Annotated in this window: 17 protein-coding genes and 1 pseudogene; 2 read left to right on the top strand and 16 right to left on the bottom strand. The window is 68.8% G+C overall.

Annotation, left to right across the window (positions count from 1 at the left end; genetic code table 11):
* Positions 1 to 440: 440 nt before the first annotated feature.
* The 14 genes and pseudogenes from ACFC79_RS19270 to ACFC79_RS19205 all read right to left on the bottom strand — a co-directional run bounded on the left by ACFC79_RS19270 (position 441) and on the right by ACFC79_RS19205 (position 10,694).
* The gene (locus ACFC79_RS19270; RefSeq protein ID WP_376241597.1) at positions 441 to 1,661 is read right to left on the bottom strand and encodes an acyl-CoA dehydrogenase family protein; all 1,221 of its coding nucleotides are present in this window, start codon (positions 1,659 to 1,661) and stop codon (positions 441 to 443) included.
* Positions 1,658 to 2,071, bottom strand: a complete 414-nt coding sequence (locus ACFC79_RS19265; RefSeq protein WP_376241596.1) for a hypothetical protein — start codon at positions 2,069 to 2,071, stop codon at positions 1,658 to 1,660. The genes ACFC79_RS19270 and ACFC79_RS19265 overlap by 4 nt, the downstream gene beginning before the upstream one ends.
* Positions 2,068 to 2,487, bottom strand: a complete 420-nt coding sequence (locus ACFC79_RS19260) for a hypothetical protein (RefSeq protein WP_376241595.1) — start codon at positions 2,485 to 2,487, stop codon at positions 2,068 to 2,070. Before ACFC79_RS19260 ends, ACFC79_RS19265 begins: the two co-directional genes overlap by 4 nt.
* On the bottom strand, positions 2,484 to 4,046 hold the full coding sequence (locus ACFC79_RS19255) for a hypothetical protein (protein ID WP_376241593.1): 1,563 nt from the start codon (positions 4,044 to 4,046) through the stop codon (positions 2,484 to 2,486). The genes ACFC79_RS19260 and ACFC79_RS19255 overlap by 4 nt, the downstream gene beginning before the upstream one ends.
* 47 nt (positions 4,047 to 4,093) lie before the next feature.
* Positions 4,094 to 4,459 (bottom strand): hypothetical protein, encoded by a 366-nt coding sequence (locus ACFC79_RS19250; RefSeq protein WP_376241591.1) that lies wholly within the window; start codon positions 4,457 to 4,459, stop codon positions 4,094 to 4,096.
* Complete coding sequence (locus ACFC79_RS19245; RefSeq protein ID WP_376241589.1) at positions 4,456 to 5,676, bottom strand: hypothetical protein; 1,221 nt, start codon at positions 5,674 to 5,676, stop codon at positions 4,456 to 4,458. The genes ACFC79_RS19250 and ACFC79_RS19245 overlap by 4 nt, the downstream gene beginning before the upstream one ends.
* 632 nt (positions 5,677 to 6,308) lie before the next feature.
* Positions 6,309 to 6,767 (bottom strand): hypothetical protein, encoded by a 459-nt coding sequence (locus ACFC79_RS19240; protein ID WP_376241587.1) that lies wholly within the window; start codon positions 6,765 to 6,767, stop codon positions 6,309 to 6,311.
* Complete coding sequence (locus ACFC79_RS19235; RefSeq protein ID WP_376241585.1) at positions 6,764 to 7,738, bottom strand: metallophosphoesterase family protein; 975 nt, start codon at positions 7,736 to 7,738, stop codon at positions 6,764 to 6,766. Before ACFC79_RS19235 ends, ACFC79_RS19240 begins: the two co-directional genes overlap by 4 nt.
* Entirely contained in the window at positions 7,735 to 8,244 is a 510-nt protein-coding gene (locus ACFC79_RS19230) for a cupredoxin family copper-binding protein (protein WP_376241583.1), read from the bottom strand. The genes ACFC79_RS19235 and ACFC79_RS19230 overlap by 4 nt, the downstream gene beginning before the upstream one ends.
* Before the next feature lie 792 nt (positions 8,245 to 9,036).
* Positions 9,037 to 9,483, bottom strand: a pseudogene (locus ACFC79_RS19225) (oxidoreductase C-terminal domain-containing protein); the annotation flags it as partial.
* 33 nt (positions 9,484 to 9,516) lie between these two features.
* Positions 9,517 to 9,765: an integrase core domain-containing protein gene (locus ACFC79_RS19220; RefSeq protein WP_376241581.1), complete on the bottom strand. Its 249-nt coding sequence runs from the start codon at positions 9,763 to 9,765 to the stop codon at positions 9,517 to 9,519.
* A gap of 5 nt (positions 9,766 to 9,770) precedes the next feature.
* On the bottom strand, positions 9,771 to 10,058 hold the full coding sequence (locus ACFC79_RS19215) for a DDE-type integrase/transposase/recombinase (RefSeq protein WP_376241579.1): 288 nt from the start codon (positions 10,056 to 10,058) through the stop codon (positions 9,771 to 9,773).
* Between the two features lie 258 nt (positions 10,059 to 10,316).
* Entirely contained in the window at positions 10,317 to 10,514 is a 198-nt protein-coding gene (locus ACFC79_RS19210; RefSeq protein WP_376241677.1) for an IS3 family transposase, read from the bottom strand.
* Positions 10,515 to 10,559: 45 nt separating this feature from the next.
* Entirely contained in the window at positions 10,560 to 10,694 is a 135-nt protein-coding gene (locus tag ACFC79_RS19205) for a transposase (protein ID WP_266921137.1), read from the bottom strand.
* A 358-nt stretch (positions 10,695 to 11,052) separates the two neighbouring features.
* Here ACFC79_RS19205 and ACFC79_RS19200 point away from each other — a divergent pair, with 358 nt between their 5' ends.
* Positions 11,053 to 11,652 carry a hypothetical protein gene (locus tag ACFC79_RS19200; RefSeq protein ID WP_376241577.1) on the top strand — a complete coding sequence of 200 codons (600 nt, stop codon included), beginning with the start codon at positions 11,053 to 11,055 and terminating at the stop codon, positions 11,650 to 11,652.
* 120 nt (positions 11,653 to 11,772) lie between these two features.
* Here ACFC79_RS19200 and ACFC79_RS19195 read toward each other — a convergent pair whose 3' ends face one another.
* Positions 11,773 to 12,219, bottom strand: a complete 447-nt coding sequence (locus ACFC79_RS19195; RefSeq protein WP_376241575.1) for a TIGR03618 family F420-dependent PPOX class oxidoreductase — start codon at positions 12,217 to 12,219, stop codon at positions 11,773 to 11,775.
* Positions 12,220 to 13,022: 803 nt separating this feature from the next.
* Between ACFC79_RS19195 and ACFC79_RS19190 the strand changes: the two genes are divergently transcribed.
* A complete protein-coding gene (locus tag ACFC79_RS19190; RefSeq protein ID WP_376241573.1) occupies positions 13,023 to 14,171 on the top strand; it encodes a serine hydrolase domain-containing protein in 1,149 nt (382 codons plus the stop codon).
* An 843-nt stretch (positions 14,172 to 15,014) separates the two neighbouring features.
* Here ACFC79_RS19190 and manD read toward each other — a convergent pair.
* Positions 15,015 to 16,244, bottom strand: a complete 1,230-nt coding sequence (gene manD, locus ACFC79_RS19185; RefSeq protein WP_376241571.1) for a D-mannonate dehydratase ManD — start codon at positions 16,242 to 16,244, stop codon at positions 15,015 to 15,017.
* Between the last annotated feature and the right edge of the window lie 2 nt (positions 16,245 to 16,246).

The raw sequence follows: 16,246 nt of genomic DNA, 5'->3' as shown, positions 1-16,246 counted from the left end.
CCGATCACGCCAGTACGTCCGAAGCGTCCCGTCCGGGTCCAGTCGGCGCGCCAGCAGGTACGCGGATCAAGGAGAGCGGTTGGACCGGACGGCCGATGAGAGCAGCAGGCCGACCCCGGTGAAGGAGAGGCCGTGTTCGTGGAGCCATGGGCGCCCGGGTCTTCGCACCGCCTACGGCACCGGCCGGGACGATGAGAGCGAGCGGGCGGACATCACCGAAGTGCGGCCCTTCGCAGGTGCACGACGATCGGAGCGTGTTGTGCGGGCTGGAGCCCACAGCGGCCGTCGCGAGCCATACGTGCCCCGCGCACCGGGCCGACCTCGGGCGCGTCGGCTGCGCGCCCGAGCACTCGTGGGTCGCCGGCCCCGCATGTCCATGCATCGTCGCCGATGGATTCCCCGCGATGACGTGTTCCCTTACCTGGCCCGAGGGTTCGGAGTCATGGTCTGTGGAACGACGGGTCGTGCTGCTCGCCGAGCACGGCCTGCCCGATGGTCGCCAGGACGTCGTCGTCGTTGTCATGGAGCTCATAGAAGGTCAGGTCGCGCAGGATCCGCTCCACGGGGCTCGGGCGGATCAGGCTGCGGGCGCCGCACGCGCGGATGACGTGGTGCACCGTCTCTTCCGCCACATGCTCGATCACATGCCAGGCCCTGCTGCCGGCGATCCGTGCCTCCTCGACCCTGCCTTGGTCCCACAGGCCGGCGACGTAGCGCAACCACAGGCGGGCGGTGTCGATGTTGACCGCCATGCTGCCCACCCGCTGCTGCACATGGGGATCACCGCCCTTGCCCTGCCGCAGCAGATACGCGAGCCCGTATTCGTTCGCGGCCAGAGCACCACCGAGGAAGCTGGCAGCGTAGTGCGGGATGAAAGCGGTCTGCCAGTGCCCTTCGAAGTAGCCACCGGGGCGGCCGATGAGATGCTCGCGCGGTACGAAGGTGTCGTGGAACCGCACCACATGGCTGACCGTCGCACGCATGCCGATCGGGTCCCACCACGAACTGTCCACGGTCACAGTCGGGTCGGACAGGTCGCAGGCGAGCAGCAGGAGTTTTCCTTGGGGCTCTCGGCTGTGCCGGGCTCCGCCGGGGCCGGCCGGATCGACGAGCAGGATCGCCCACTGGGCTCCGGTGGCGCTGGTGGCGAACGCCTTGCTGCCACGGAGGGTCCAGCCGCTGCGGACGGGTGTCAGCATGGTGCCGAAGCCACCGCTCTCGCCCGGCTTGGTGGTCTGGGGTTCGCCGCTCCAGGCGGCCCATTTCTCTCCGTGTTCGACCACGCCGGTGAACCAGTGCCGCTTCTGCTCCGGGCCGGCCAGGGCGTCGATGAGGACGAGCGCGTTGGCGTGCCCCTCCCAGCAGCGGGCCAGTGACAGATCGGCCTTGGCCAGCGTGGTGGTCATCTCCCACAGGGGCAGGGTGTTGCGCTGCTGGGGGCCGTAGCCCAGGCCGCCGTGCTCCCGCGGCACGGGGGCGGCCAGGAACCCGCCGGAGAACAGATCGTCGAAGTCCTCGGCGGGGAAGACGGCCCTGCGGTCGTATTCCTCGGCGCGAGGGGCGAAATTGTCCGCGGCCAGCTTCGCCACGGCGTCGAGAACGATCCGGTCGCCCCTGGCCGCCGGATCGCGGGCCGGACCGTGGCCCAGGTCGTCGGTCATGGGAGGACGGCCCCTTCCGAACGGTAGAAGTGGGCGCGGTACATCACGTTCGGTATCTGCGGATCGACGGCGTGGACGGTATGGACATCGATGGTCAGCAGGCCGCGGTTGAGGTAGCCGCAGAGGATGACCTGGCGGGAGCCGAGCGGACCTTCGGCGAGGAAGGCCACGGCCTCGGAGGCATCCATGTCGTCGGCCAGCGGGACGGCGGGCAGGATGGCGTCGGTGACGGGCGTCACCGACGGTACGAGCGCCTCTTGTGACGGGTCCGCGTCGCCGCGCTCGGTGATCCGCAGCATGAGCCGGCTGCCGTCGGCCGCGGCATCGACCAGGTGGATACCGGTGACGGTGGTGTCGAAGTTGACCCAGCCACCGGCCAGCGGCGCCGCATCGACCGTCCGTGCCGTCATGTCCGCCCCACCGCCCTGTGGAAGAACGAGCGGGTCCAGTGGTCGGCCCCCTCGCTGCCATCGCTGAGGATGCTGCTCGTGGTGGCCACCAGGATGCCTGTCTTGTGGTAAGCGCACAGGACAGTGCGCAGACGGCCGAAGTTGTAGATCGCCGAGAACGACCAGGCGGCCGATGGGGTTCCTGGCGCGGTGTACACGACCGCCGGCACCTCACCCCAGTCGCGCGGCTGCAGGCCGCCGGTGCCGAAAGCCCTGACGAACAGGCCCTTCTCGCGCCACGTCACGTTCAGCCGCAGGGCGCCCTTCGAACTGCCCTGGTCGGTGTTGACCCACTCGCCCAGCAGAGCCGAGACGTCGGGGGCGTCCGGCGGCCGTGGTGCGGTCGGTCCGTCGGAGGAGGCCGAACTGGTCGTCATGGTGCCTCTCCGGTCGTGGGTTGCCTCGGGGACTGTGCCGGGGGCGCATCCTCCGGCTCGGTGAGGTCGTGGACGTCGACGCGCTCGACCTGGCTGAAGCAGAGGGAGCGCATCGGCAGCGCATCGGGGAGCGGATGGCCCGTCAGCAGGTGGAATTGTGCGCTCACTTCGGCGAGCAGGACGTCCCTGCCGTCGATGCCGATCAGTCCGCGGGCGCGGGTGGCGTCCATGAGCGCGGTCGGAGGGTCGCGGTAGACCATTTCCACTACCGCCGCGTCCGGGTCGACGGCGGAAACCGGAAACGGTTGCCTTTCCGCCAGGGGCGTGGCATGGACGAGCACAGCGTGTCCTGCCGGGGAGAACCGGGAGAGGGGTACGTAGGGAGCCCCGAGGCGCGAGGAGGCTTCCCGGCCGCGCGCGTGCCTCCGGTTGACCAGGGTCACCCGGGCTCCGGCCTGGAGCAGGGCCAGCGCGACGGCCTGCCCGGTGCTGCCGCAACCGATGACGGCGGCCCTGCGGCCGCTGGGATCGATCCCGGCTCGGGCAAGGATGTGCAGGGCAGCGGCGGTGTCGGTGGTGCCCGCCCGCCAGCGTCCGGCGTCGTGCCACAGAACGTTGGCCGCGCCGCACCGCAGCGCCTGAGGGCCGACGATGTCGGCTGTTTCGACCGCGCTCTGCTTGTGGGGGGCGGTGACGGTCAGCCCGAGCAGCGGCAGCCGGGCCAGCGCCCCGAAGTCGTTGGCGCAGTGCCAGAAGCGGGGGAACGTGTCCACCTGGAAGGGCAGGTAGAGCGCGGGCAGCCGCAGCTCCCGCAATGCCGCATTGTGCAGCCGGGGTGACAGCGAGCGTCCCGGGGCATGGCCGGCGATGCCGAACAGGGCGCTGAGCGGTGGCAGAGCGGGCAGTCCGTAGTCGGTCACGAGTTGGCCCACGCTCGGCATTCCGTCTGCCCCCGGGGTACCGGCCCGGCCGAAGGCGAGGGGCGCGCCCAGCCACGGCGCCAGCACCCTGGTCCAGGTGCCGGCCGGGCCGGACGCGAACGCCGTCACGTCGGAGCGCCCGAGCCCGGTGAGCAGCAGCGGCGATGCCGCCCCGTACTGGGCTCCCGGCTGCGGCACGAGGAGGTACAGCAGCGCAGGTGTGGTGGCCATCGCGGCGAACCGCTCCCGCAGTTCCGCGGATGCCTCCAGCACGCCGGATCCGCGGTCGGCGCTCCGCTCGGGGCGTGCGGGTTCCGGCTGGTGCCAGGACACGCGTCGCTGCCTGGCGGGGATGCCCGCCAGCAGTTCCGGGACCAGGTCGTCCATGGCCTCCAGATCGACCACGTCATAGTGGTCCGCCGCGCGGAGAAGGCGGGTGCGGCGTTCGACCGGGCCGGCAGCCGAGCGACCACCGTGGCGCGGTGAGCGCAGGCTGTAGGTCACTGGCCCGGTGAAGTGTCGGCGCAGCCGGTGCGGATCGGGGTCGCCGACGAGGTCGGCACGCACCTCCAGCGCGTCGGCCACCCCCGCGAGGCCGCGCAGGCGAGGCGTGGTGAGATCCTCGGGTCGGGCGACCACTGCGACTATGTGAGCCCGCTGTGTGACGGGGGCATCGCACCCGCGCGTCAGCCGCTCCATCGGACGTGCTCCTTCAGAGGGGCCCGCGGCAGGACGAACCGAGTGACAGCCTGTGTGCACACGAGGGGACTGTCGGAGTCGATGCCCGGCCGTAGGCGCAGGACATCCGCGTAGCCGGCGGTCGGCGGCCCGTGGAAGCGCAGGCTGTCGCGGAAGCGGGCCCGTGCGGCGGCGTTGTCCGCGGCGGATTCCCCCTTGGCCGGCAGCGTTCCCGACCTGGCGGCGCGGGCACGGCGTCCGACGCCGTCGTCCGGCGACGGCGGCCGGTCGGTGTGATCAGGCGTGGGCCGATCACCGCGGTCGAACGCCTCGCGCAGGGCGTCCACCAACGCCTCCGGGATGCTGCCGATCACCGCGACCACCTGCCATATCCGGGGGTTGCGGCTCGACGGTACGTCGCGAGGAGGTCGGAGCGCAGGAGTTCGCCCAGGCGGACGCGGACGGACCGCTGGATGTGCCGGGCGCACCGGCTGTACACCTCCGGGGACTGCCCCTCCGGATTGGGGATGTCACAGCGCGGGTCCAGACACAGGGTGCGGCCCTCGGCCTCGGGTGCCACGGCGATCACGCCGTGGCGATGGGCCCGGGTCATGCAGTAGATGACGGAGCTGTCCCGGCAGAGCTCAGGGGTGACCGGACGCGCTCGGTGAAGCCCGGGATTCCCCCGGCCCCGCGCTCGGCCCAGTCCGAGCTCAGCGAGTGCGGACCGGGCGTCGGGATCCATCGGGTCCCCAGGCCGCGTCGTCGCCACACCCGCGCTGGAGAACCGGAAGGCGTCCGCGACTCCCGCCTCCGCGGCCTGGGCCCACGCGATGACCTCGGCCATGGGCGAACGCGAGGTGTTCCCGCCGCAGACGAACAGCACGCGGCACACCGCTCCGGTGGCGCGTACCCGCCACCAGGTGACGGCCGACGGGTAGGACAGCGCCGCCGCCGCGCCGACGCCGAAGACGAGCGCGAGGAGCTGGGCCTTCCCCGGAGCTTGGAGCCCGGCCATCCACGCCAGCGAGAAGGAGGCGACCAGACCGGACATCAGGCTGGCGAACGCCCATGCCGGCACGCCCCAGGTGTACTCGCGCCGGTCGAGGTAGATCAGCGAAGCGAAGACGAACAGCACCTCGTACGCCACACCAATACCAGCCGCCGCCAACGCGACAGGGGTGCCGAGGAATGTGGTGAAGCCCGCACGCAACTGCGCTTGCCCGGCCAGTGCCCCTGCCGCCAGCAGCAGAGCCAGCCAAACCGGTGCGGCGACATGCTCTTCCACGAAGAAGCGGCGATCTGTTGCGAGAACGCCCGACTTGGCCACCCGGCTCATAATTTCGAACCGGCCCATGTAGCCGACGAGATAGATCAGGACGCTCAGCACGGCAGCCAGCGTGAGATGGTAGCTGTTCACATCACCGAGTGCCACTGAAACCGCGATCAGGCTGAGGCACAACCCGACCCAGGAAGATGCCCTCACCCGCCGTCTTCGTGCCTTGTCGACCAACGGGGAAACAATCAGAACTCCCCCGCGCATCAACAACAGCATGAAGAGGATCGAGACGCCGGAAAAGGTGTAGTTCATCGTGGTGGCGCCGATAATGAGCGAAGCGAAGAAGCCGGATGCCAAAGTCTCCCGACCCGCCACTGGAATCCGACGCCCCGCGATCCCACCCCGCCGCATATGCCGCCACCAACCCGACAGGGCCACGAACACAGGCATCACCACGAGCTGCCCGAGGACGGCTGCGGGCAGCAACTCAAAGCCGCTGACCGGCCTCCCCGACAGCGGAGTCACTCCGCTGGCCAGTGCCTTCACCAGCATGGCGTACGGAACATACGATATGAAGTAACCGAAGGTGAGCCATCCCATGCGCAGGCCCCGTTTCTGATCGAAAAATTCGGGACATTCCTACAGGTGGAGTGGCGAAGAGTGACGGAGTACAGCTCAGATCAATGGAATCATGCCCGCCCACTGCGCGCATCCCGTGGCCCGCGCAAGAAAAGTTCGAGCCCGGCAATCAGCCAGGGGCGCCCTTTAGGAAGGTGCGCTCTTCAAAGGATTTTTACCGTTCGCGCGGTCACACGGCCGGCACATGAAGCGCCGCTTTCCCTTCCACGCTCCCCCTTCGACGGCCGGCCTGCCACTTGTCAGCCGGCGGGTGGGCCGCCGCGCCGACTGGCGTCAGCTGCATGGAAGGCGCGTCGGTGTCCGATTCATCTGTCCGGTGTCGTGGTGCGGAGGCCAAGCCGCACTCGACTGGCCGCGTCGCGGTGCGGCCGGGTGCGCCGGTGTCGTCGTACCTCGAACACCTGCCAGGCCACGACCGTCAGCAGGGTGAGCGTCTCGGCGATGAGGCTGAGCAGCGCCTGCGGGGCGGGCTGCAGGCCGCGTTCGGTGAACCCGAACAATCCGATGGTGCGGGATGTGGCGAACCCGGCGAGCGCGCCGATGGCGATAGCGGCGGCGGCGATTCGGAGCAGCAGGGGTGCCGCCAACAGGAGAAGTGCGGCAACTGCGAAGGCTGTACTGGCCTGCAGCAGGAACAACGGGCCGATGACGTGGATGAAGCGGTATCCGTCGATGTAGAGCTGGGCGTGGATGTATCCGCTTGCCGCGAGTGTGGCGGCGAGCACCAAGCGCAGTGCCAGGGCGGGCAGACTCCAGGTGTTCATGTGAGTTTCTCGTCCTTGACGGCCAGTGCGTGGCTGCCCTGCCGGTAGTTGACGGTGCGGATGCCGAGTGCGTCCTTGAGGCGTCCGGCGGGCAGCACCTGCGGAATGGGGCCGGGGCCGTGGCCGGGTTTGGGAAACGGGTAGCAGGTGGGGGCGGCCGAGTGGAAGGTGATGTTGCCCTCGGTCTTGGTGAACAGCTGGTGGACGTGTCCGTTGAGGCACGTGACCGAGGAGAAGCGGCGCAGCATCGACAGCACCTGCACCGCATCGTTGGTGCCCCAGCCCCACTTCGGATACATCGCGAACAACGGGATGTGACTGAAGACGACGACAGGGGTGTCCGATGACAGGCCGGCGATGTCCTTGCGGACGAAGTCGATCTGATCGCTGCCCAGGTGGCCGAGTTGCTCAAGGTGCAGAGTGTTGACCAGCGCGATGAAGTGCACACCATGGGTGTCGAAGCTGTACCAGCCGTCGCCGAGGGTGTTTTTGGCGAAAGCTTGTCGGTATGCGCGTCCGTTGTCTCCGATCGAGTCGTGCTCGCCCGGCACGGTGAAGATCCGGTCCGTGCGCAGCTGCGACAGCATCTGCTTGACCTGGTCGAACTGGGCGGGGGTGGAAAGGTGCGTCAGGTCGCCGCTGTGCATGACGAAGTCGGGGCGAAAACCCAGGGAGTTGACCTGAGTGAGGGCTGCACTGAACGTTCCGGCGACATCCATGTTGGCCGGGCCATGGAAGCCGATGTGGCTGTCGGAGACCTGCACGAACCGCAGGTCTGCGCTGCCTGCCGGGGTGGGGTCCGACGAGCCGGGGATATGACTGATCACCTCTCCTCCGGTGACTGTCAGGATGACGGCGCCACCGAACCAGGCCGTGTGCCGCATGAGCTGACGGCGGTTCATGCCGTGCTCGCCGTTGCCGTCGCCGTTGCCGTCGCCGTCGCCGTCGGAGTCGCGTGTGGGTACGGTCATGGGGTCACCTCCACGGTGGCGGTCATGAACGGGTGGATGCTGCAGTGATAGGCGTAGGTGCCGGGTTTGGTGAAGGTGTAGCTGTAGGTGGCGTTGGTGGCCAGGCCCGCCGACTTCAGCGGCCCGCCCGATCCTTGTTTGCTGGTGACCGTGTGAGTGTCGGGGTCGGTGTTGGTCCAGGTCACCTTCGTGCCCGCCTTGACCGTCAGTTTCGCCGGGGAGAACGCAAAGTTCTTGATCGTCACCGCGTTGGCGGAGGCCGGAGCGGACGATTGGCCGGTGGTGGGTGAGGTCGAGGGCGTGATGGGCGGTGGGCTGACCACACCGCCCGTTCCGGAGGTACCGGGCGTTCCGGGCAGGGTCTGGCCAGTGCCGGGACTCAGTGTTCCTGCTGGTTTGGACGACGATCCGCCGCACGCGCTGAGCAGTCCCAGTGCTCCGGCAACGGCGACAGCGGCCAGGCACGTGCGCGACCGCCGGACCAGCACAGAGAAGTTCGCATTCATGGCCATTGTTCCTTCTACGCATTCCCCGCCGCACCGGCGAGTGTGATCCAAGACCGATCCGCGATCGGCCTGTTTCAGGCAGATAGGCGACCGGGCTACACCCTCGGGGGGTATTTGAAGGCGTAGCCCGGTGGGTTACTTTAAGTGGGAAAACAGTGGATTCCATTCAGCGAAACGAATCCCACGGAGAAGTCTTCGTTGTTTCACTGCGGCGGCGGGTAAGGGCTGTCCCGTAATCCGTGGTGGACCGGTGCGCGGCGTCAGATGTGGTGCATCGCAAGGCGGAGGGGCGTCCGCATACTGGATGTATGCGGACGTTCCGACAACGGGGCGAGGTGCCGCAACTGTCGTCGCGCGCCCGCCAGGGATTACGGGACAGCCCTTGGCAGTGTGCCTGGAGCCAGGAGAGTTTCTGCGGTGTCCGTACTGGACCGCAGGCGAAGGCGGACAAGGACTGCACTTCGACCCGACCGAAGACCTGCTGCCATCAGCCGACGCCCGCACCGGTGGCGTCATGCGCGCCGGAACCGCGATCGCCTGCCGATCCGGCGCCCCCGGTCATGAGATCCGAGGACACGGCGGCTCACATCGGGTATGGGAACGCGGGCAACCGTCCGGATCGGCAACGCCGGGGTCCGTCGGACCTGACCGAGCGGAGCCGACTGAAGCGCCGCGACCGGCCGGAGTGAGTGGGCATGAAACAGGGGACTCGGCCTCGCTGGGGCATCGCCGGCTTGCCCACCCCTGTGGGCGGGCGCCCGACGAGCCCGTGAAGCGGCCCGCGGCCGTACGTCACCCGGCAGTCAGCAGTTCCAGCGGAAGATCCGGGTCGGCGAGCCTGTCCCGGTCGATCTGCTCGCCGGAGCGGACCAGGTGCTGGATCGTTTCGTTGACGTCCCAGACGTTGACGTTCATACCGGCCAGGACGCGACCGCCGGCCAGCCGGAAGGCGATGAACTCCCGGCTTGCGAGATCGCCGCGCACCACCACCACGTCCTCGTAACTACCGGGCTCGGCGTAGCCCACGTACTCCATGCCCAGGTCGTACTGGTCGGTGAAGAAGTACGGGAGGCGGTCGTAGAACACGGGCCCGCCCAGCATCGACCGCGCGGCCGTCCCAGGCTGGTGAAGGGCGTTGGCCCAGTGCTCCACATGGATGTGCTTGCCCAACATAGGGTGAAGGGCGTTGGCCACATCGCCGGCCGCGTAGATGTCCGGGTCGGAGGTCCGCAGGGAGGCTGAAGGTTCCCCGTGATCTCGGACACGTGATCGTTATGCCGCGAGGGCGTGCTGATGCCGCTGCCTGGTCCCGGTCGGGGTGAGACAGCCGAAGGTCTTGTGCTTGCGCAGGCGGCGGTGGTTGTGGAAGGTCTCGATGAAGTTGAGGACCTCCGCGCGGGCGGTGGCCCGGTCGGGCCAGGTGCGGATGCCGATCTCTTCTTTGAGCAGGGCCCAGAAGCTCTCCGCGGCAGCGTTGTCGAAGCATGATCCGGTGCGTCCGCAGCTCTGCCGCAGCCCCAACTTCCCTATTTTTCCCGGAACCAGGTCGACGTATATTCGCTGCCGCGATCGCTGTGGATCACACAGCCGGACTCCGGTCCGCCCCGGCCGTGGGCCATGTCGAGTGCATCGACGACGAGCCCGGCGCGGTGGTGGTCGGCCATGGCGCAGCCGACGACCTCGCGGGTGGCCAGGCCCAGCCGGCAGGCGAGATGGAGCCAGCCCTCGGCGGTGGGCAGGTAACGACCTGGGGAGCAATAGGGAGCGGGCTCCCTACGCCCTGCGACTCCGCCTCCCGCGTTGTCGTCGGTCACCGACGCTCCACGTCGCCTCCCTCCTCCGCCTTGGATTCGAAGCCGCATGACGCCGCTCGCTGATCCACTCCCTATTGCTCCCCAGGTCGTAAGTGATGTGATGTCACCCACCGGCTCGGTCCCTGGACGCTCGGCATGGAAGTCGCGGCCGATCAGGTCCGGGGGCCGGCTTCGCCTTCACATCCGGCCGGGTCAGCGAACGCCTCTTGCGCCGGCTGACGCCGCGGATGTCGCGTCATGCATCACGCGGGCGACGTGCTAGCGGTTCACCCGTCGGCCCAGGCGGCGCAGTTCGGCGTGGATGCGCGGGACACCGTAGGTGTGGCGGGAGGCGATGTGCAGCACGGTGATCTCATGCGCGAGCGCGTTGTCGGCGGCCTGACGAGCGCGGCGGGCGGCCCCGCCCTCGCGCCAGGCGTAGTAGGAGGAGCGGGCGACCTGTTCGGCGCTGGTCAGCTCACCGGACTCATTCTCGCCCCGGTCCGCCTTGGCCCGGCGGCATCAGCCTCGCAGAGATTCCGAGCTGATGCCGAGCTCCCGGGCGACGGCGGTGACCGTCTTGCCCGAGGAATCGACGAGCGCGATCGCGTCCCGCTTGAACTCCTCGGTGTACCGCTTCGTGTACTTGCTTCCCACCTGGTGCTACGTCCTCTGGCACCTCAAGATCCCAGTCTCCAGGTGTCCACGATCAAGGGGAAGCTTCAGTTCCTCCTCGCCGCCCGCGCGGACGGCACTGCCGTACTCGGCTGCCGGTGCATGCATGTAGCCGGTTCCCTCGGGGACGCACCGCCTTGTCGAGGCGGGCGAGCCAGGTGTCGTCCGGGGCCATCGCCACCGAGGTCACCTCGCCGGTGCGGCCGTTGATCCCGCCGTCGAAGGTGCGTCCGCGGGGTGTGAAGAGACGCTGTTCGCGGCCCTCATCCAGGTGCTGGTGAGGGAGCACACCCCACGAGCACCGGAGCGGCCGTTTCTCGTCCTCTGCGAGAATGGTCGTGTGGTGGCGACGGAGGAACTCGTGCAGCAACAGGACGCGCTACGGTCTGCGGCGGATGCGGTCGGCGCCGATCTGCGGCTGGACGAACTGCTGTCAGGCGTCGATCGGCCGGTACGGGTGGGGAGTTACGCCCTCGGTTTGATGGTCCGTCGCGATCTGGATGTCACCGTGGTCTGTCCTCGGCTCGGACCTCGGACCCTTGACGTCGTTGCCGGGATCGGCGCGCAACTGGCGCGGCATCGGAGAGTCCGGCAGGTCCGGTTCCGCGACGACACCGGGGAGTGGAACACCGACCCGGGCTACCCCGACGGGCTCTATCTCGGTGTGGACTGTCGCTCGGTGCAGGGCCAGGACTGGAACCTGGACATCTGGTTCGTCGACGACCCCGACCGACAGCCCGACCTCGCGCATCTCAAGGCTCTGCCTCCGCGCCTCACTCCGGAAACCCGGGCGGCGATTCTCGGTATCAAGCAGGCCTGGGCCGGCCGTGCCGAGTACGGCAGGTCCGTGAAGAGCTTCGACATCTACCGGTCGGTCCTGGACGACCATGTCCGCACGCTTGAGCAGTTCGACGAGTGGCGTGCCCGTACGGAGTCCTGAGCCGTGACTGAGCTTTTCAGCTGGCGAGTGAACGCTTGAGTCGGCGGGCAGAGCGGTTGTCCTCTCACGGGCGGGGCGAAGCCGTGCCGGTGGCGAGGATTGCCACGAGGGGGGTGCCGGTCAGGGAGCGGGGACGGGTCCGCCGCGCCGGAACCGTTCGACCCCGACGATGTGCCGCACCTTGACCGGGCGCACGATCACCGCGATCCGCTGCTCTCCCGGCATGATCCACTCGAAGCGTGCGCTGCCCAGGTATTTGCGGGTCAGTCGGTCCATCCGGTCGTGCGCCTCCTCGCCCTCGACGAAGCGGGCCACCACACCACTGATCTGCACTCGGTCGAATGGGTCGGTGGCGTCCGCGTGCGAGAGATAGACACGGGGGTCACGGCGCAGGTTCTCCTCCTTCACTCGTCCCACCGAGGTATTGAACGACAGCTCCCCCTCCCCTTCCAGATCCACCCACATCGGGCTGACCTGCGGTGCTCCATCGGCGAACACCGTGCCGACGTACCAGATGTTGGGGGCTTGCAGGCGGGCGCGGACAGCTGCGTCGAATGTCGCGGTCATCCCGGGAGGCTACCAACCACGACCGATGGGTGAAGCCGATGCCGGGAAGCCGTCACCAGCTCCTGCTTCCCTGGTGGCCGAGACTTCGCAGCAGGCCGGCCGCCGACGCCTGTGCCGCGCCGGGCCGAGTCCGCCGACTGCTGATCAGACACGCTGAGCCTCGCGCCCACCCACCAGATGGAGTACTCCGCACACCCGTTGTGACTGAGCGCGATCGATGGCGGACGAGCGTTCTGCTCGGCGGCTCCGAGCGCCCAAGCCGTCTGCCTGCAGCCGATGGCCGGGCATCCGTCCATGGACCAGTGCGTGGACGCTCAGCGCGAAACATGCGATCGCCAGTGCCGTCATGCCGATCGCGCACAGGAACAGTGGTAGATCGCTTGCGGTGAACCGGAAAACCATGTGTGCCCCCTCGTGCAGCGGTCAGAGTACGCCGCAAGAAGCTCCCTGCCGGTCCCGCCCGTACGTCCACGAGCTCCTCACCCCCGAGCGCTCCACTTCATGTCGGCGGCCGTCCCGAGGGCCGGCCCGCATCGCGACACGTAGGCCGGCTCTCCGGGGTTTCTCGGCCACCTCGACCGGCTCTCCGGGCTGCGGGACGGTCGGTGCGCGCAACTCGCCGGGCGGCCCCGGGTAGGTCCCACCCCCTCATCCCCGCAGGTGCGGACGGCTGTTGGGCCGCTCGCACCCGACCGATCCGGCGAACGGCTGAAAACGGCTCAACCGTCACGACCGGGATCAACCCGCCGCTCGCCTCTCGCAGTCCCCTCCCGTGACCGCAGTTCACGATCACGGGAGTCCGCATGTCAGCCGCACGTACCGTCCGTACCCTCCTCGCCGCCGGGCTCGTCGCCGGGATCGCCGCCACCGTGCTCGCCGCGCCCGCCGTCGCCGCCGCGCCCCCGGCCGAGCCGTCCCACGCCACCACCCAGCAGGCCCTGGACGCGGCCGTCGCCGAGGGTGTGCCCGGGGCCGTTGCGCAGGCCCGTGACGGAAAGGCCCGTTGGGTCGGCACCGCGGGGGAGCGGAAGGGGAGCGATCGCTTCCGGGTCGGATCCATCACCAAGACCTTTACCGCCACCGTCCTGCTCCAGCTCCAGTCCGAGGGACGGCTCGACCTCGACGACCCCGTCGAGAAGTGGCTGCCCGGTGTGGTGCGCGGGCACGGGAACGACGGGCGGAAGATCACCGTCCGCCAGCTCCTCAACCACACCAGCGGCATCTACAGCTACACCGAGGACCCGGCCTTCCAGGAGAGGGTTTTCGGTCCCGGCTTCCTGCAGCACCGTTACGACACCTGGACCCCGAAGCAGCTCGTCGCCGTCGCGATGGCGCACGAGCCCGACTTCGCCCCCGGGAGCAACTGGAACTACTCCAACACCAACTTCGTCCTGGCCGGGATGGTCGTCGAGAAGGTGACCGGACGTCCCTACGGCAAGGCGATCGAGAACCGGATCGTCAAGCCGCTCAAGCTGCGTGCCACCTCCGCGCCCGGCACCGACTCCCGCATGCCCGAGCCGAACTCCCGCGCCTACTCCAAGCTCTCCGACGAGACCGGCGGGCCCACGTACGACGTCACCGAGCTCAATCCGAGCATCGCCGGGGCCGCCGGCGAGATGGTCTCCGATGCGAACGACCTGCAGACCTTCTACCGTGCGCTGCTCAAGGGCCGGCTGCTTCCGGCGGCCGAGATGAAGGAGATGACCAGCACCGTCCAGGTATCTCCCGACCTGCCCGGCGTCGGCTACGGGCTCGGTCTCATGCAGCAGAAGCTGAGCTGCGGCAAGGAGGTCTGGGGGCACGGCGGCGGCATCCACGGGTCCCATTCCGAGGCCCAGGTCACCCGGGACGGGGAGCACTCCCTCGCCGCGAACTTCAACGCCGACTGGACCGGTGACACCCAGAAGCTGATCGAGGCGGAGTTCTGCGGCACCGCCCCGGCGAAGCGGTAGCCCTCAGTGGGGCAGGACCGGCAGCCGGCAGTGGGGCAGGACGACCACGCAGGCGGCCGGCTGCCGGTCACGCCCCTGCTCCTTGGGCTGGAACCGTCCCGTCGGAGTCCCCCATTTCACGACGCGCCTGGCATCGTCGTGCAGATGAGTGAGGTGAACAACCCCGGAAGTTCCTCCGGAGGCGTCTGGGTTTTCGGCCTGGAGGAGATCCCCGCCGTCGGCGCGAGCGAGGATGTCACGACGCATCAGGTCGCTCCCGCCCTCGGCAGGACTCGTGACGGAGGCCCACCATCCGCTGCCTGCCTGCCTGCCTGTCTGCCTGGCGAATCAGGCGACTCGGAGAGCGTGACCGGAGTCGCAGACGCAAGGCTGAGTAGTCGACATGTGCGACCTTGGTCAATTTTCGCGACAGGCGCTGGGGGCCTTCGTGGGCAACGGCCGCGCGGAAGTTCTTCGGGGGCATGCGGAGAACGTGACGGAGCCCTTCCCCCGGCGGGGGGAAGGGCTCCGTGAGTGAGCGCCGGGCAGGCCTTGCACCTGCATCTCCCCGCAGGAAGCGGGGCGTCTTTCCTTGGACCACCAACGCAGTGTCAGCCGCGACGAGTTGATGCGAACTGCCAAGATCAACTGTAGCGCATGCGGGCCGTCGGCCGGCCTCGGCCGACGCGCGGCCGACACTGCCGGGATTTCGGCCCCGGTGACGCCGAAGACGCTGAGACGGAACGGGCGACAGCAGACCGGCGCCCGGACGACTGCTCCGGCTCGGCCCATGGCGGCACCGCGTGGCCGGGGGACCGGGGTCGTGGTGCCGGCAGCGGTGGGCCGGGCTGCCGCGCCTCGGGGTCACCAGTCGTGAATGGTGCCGTCGGCAAGCCGGTTGTAGGGCAGGTACGCCTGCTGGTACGGGTGGGCTGCGGCGGCTTCCTCGTCCAGCTCCACGCCGAGTCCGGGGGTGTCGCCGGGGTGGAGCAGGCCGTCCTCGAACGTCATCGACTGGCGGAAGACCGACTGCGTGGCCTCGCTGTGGCCCATGTACTCCTGGATGCCGAAGTTGTGGATGGCCAGGCCCAGGTGGGCTTGGGCGGCCAGGCCGACGGGGGAGATGTCGGTGGGGCCGTGGAAGCCCGACTTGATCTGGTATTCGGCCGCGGTGTCCATGATCTTGCGCAGCGGGGTGATGCCGCCGAAGTGGGTTGCGGCTGCCCGTACGTAGTCGATGAGCCGTTCGGTGAGCAGGGTCTGGAAGTCGGCCGCGTGGTTGAACACCTCGCCCACGGCCAGTGGGGTGGTGGTGTGGTGGCGGATCAGGCGGAAGGCTTCCTGGTGTTCGGCGGGTGTGCTGTCCTCCAGCCAGAACAGGTCGTAGGGCTCCAGGGCTTTGCCGAGCTTGGCCGCCTGGATCGGTGTCATCCGGTGGTGGCCGTCGTGCAGCAGCGGAAGGTCCGGGCCGAACTCGTTGCGTACAGCCTCGAAGACGGTGGGCAAGTGGTGCAGGTAGGCGCGGGTGTTCCAGACCTCCTCGGGCGGACGGCTGCCCCGCCCGGCCGGTTCGTGGTCATAGCGCACGCCGCTGGCCTGGGGTTGTGCCGCCACTCCGTACAACGCGCTGATGCCGGGGACGGAGCTTTGGATCCGTACGGCCTGGTGGCCTTCCTCGATGTGCCGGCGCACCGAGTCGAACAGTTCGGGCAGGTCTCGGCCGGAGGCGTGGCCGTAGGTCATCAGCCCGGTGCGGGAAGCGCCGCCGAGCAGCTGGTAGACGGGCATGCCTGTGGCCTTGCCCTTGATGTCCCACAGCGCCATGTCGACGGCTGCGATGGCCGCCATCGTCACCGGGCCGCGTCGCCAGTAGGCGCCGCGGTAGAGGTACTGCCACGTGTGCTCGATGCGGTGCGGGTCGCGGCCGATGAGCAGCTGGGCGACATGGTCGCGCAGGTAGGCGGCGACGGCGAGTTCGCGGCCGTTGAGGGTGGCGTCGCCGAGGCCGGTGATGCCCTCGTCAGTGGTGATCTTGAGGGTGACGAAGTTGCGGGTGGGGCTGGTGACGATGATGTCGGCCGAGGTGATGCGCATGT

This window comes from Streptomyces sp. NPDC056061 (genome assembly GCF_042266885.1).
Lineage (GTDB): Bacteria > Actinomycetota > Actinomycetes > Streptomycetales > Streptomycetaceae > Streptomyces.
This window is presented reverse-complemented; position numbering and strand designations above follow the sequence as displayed.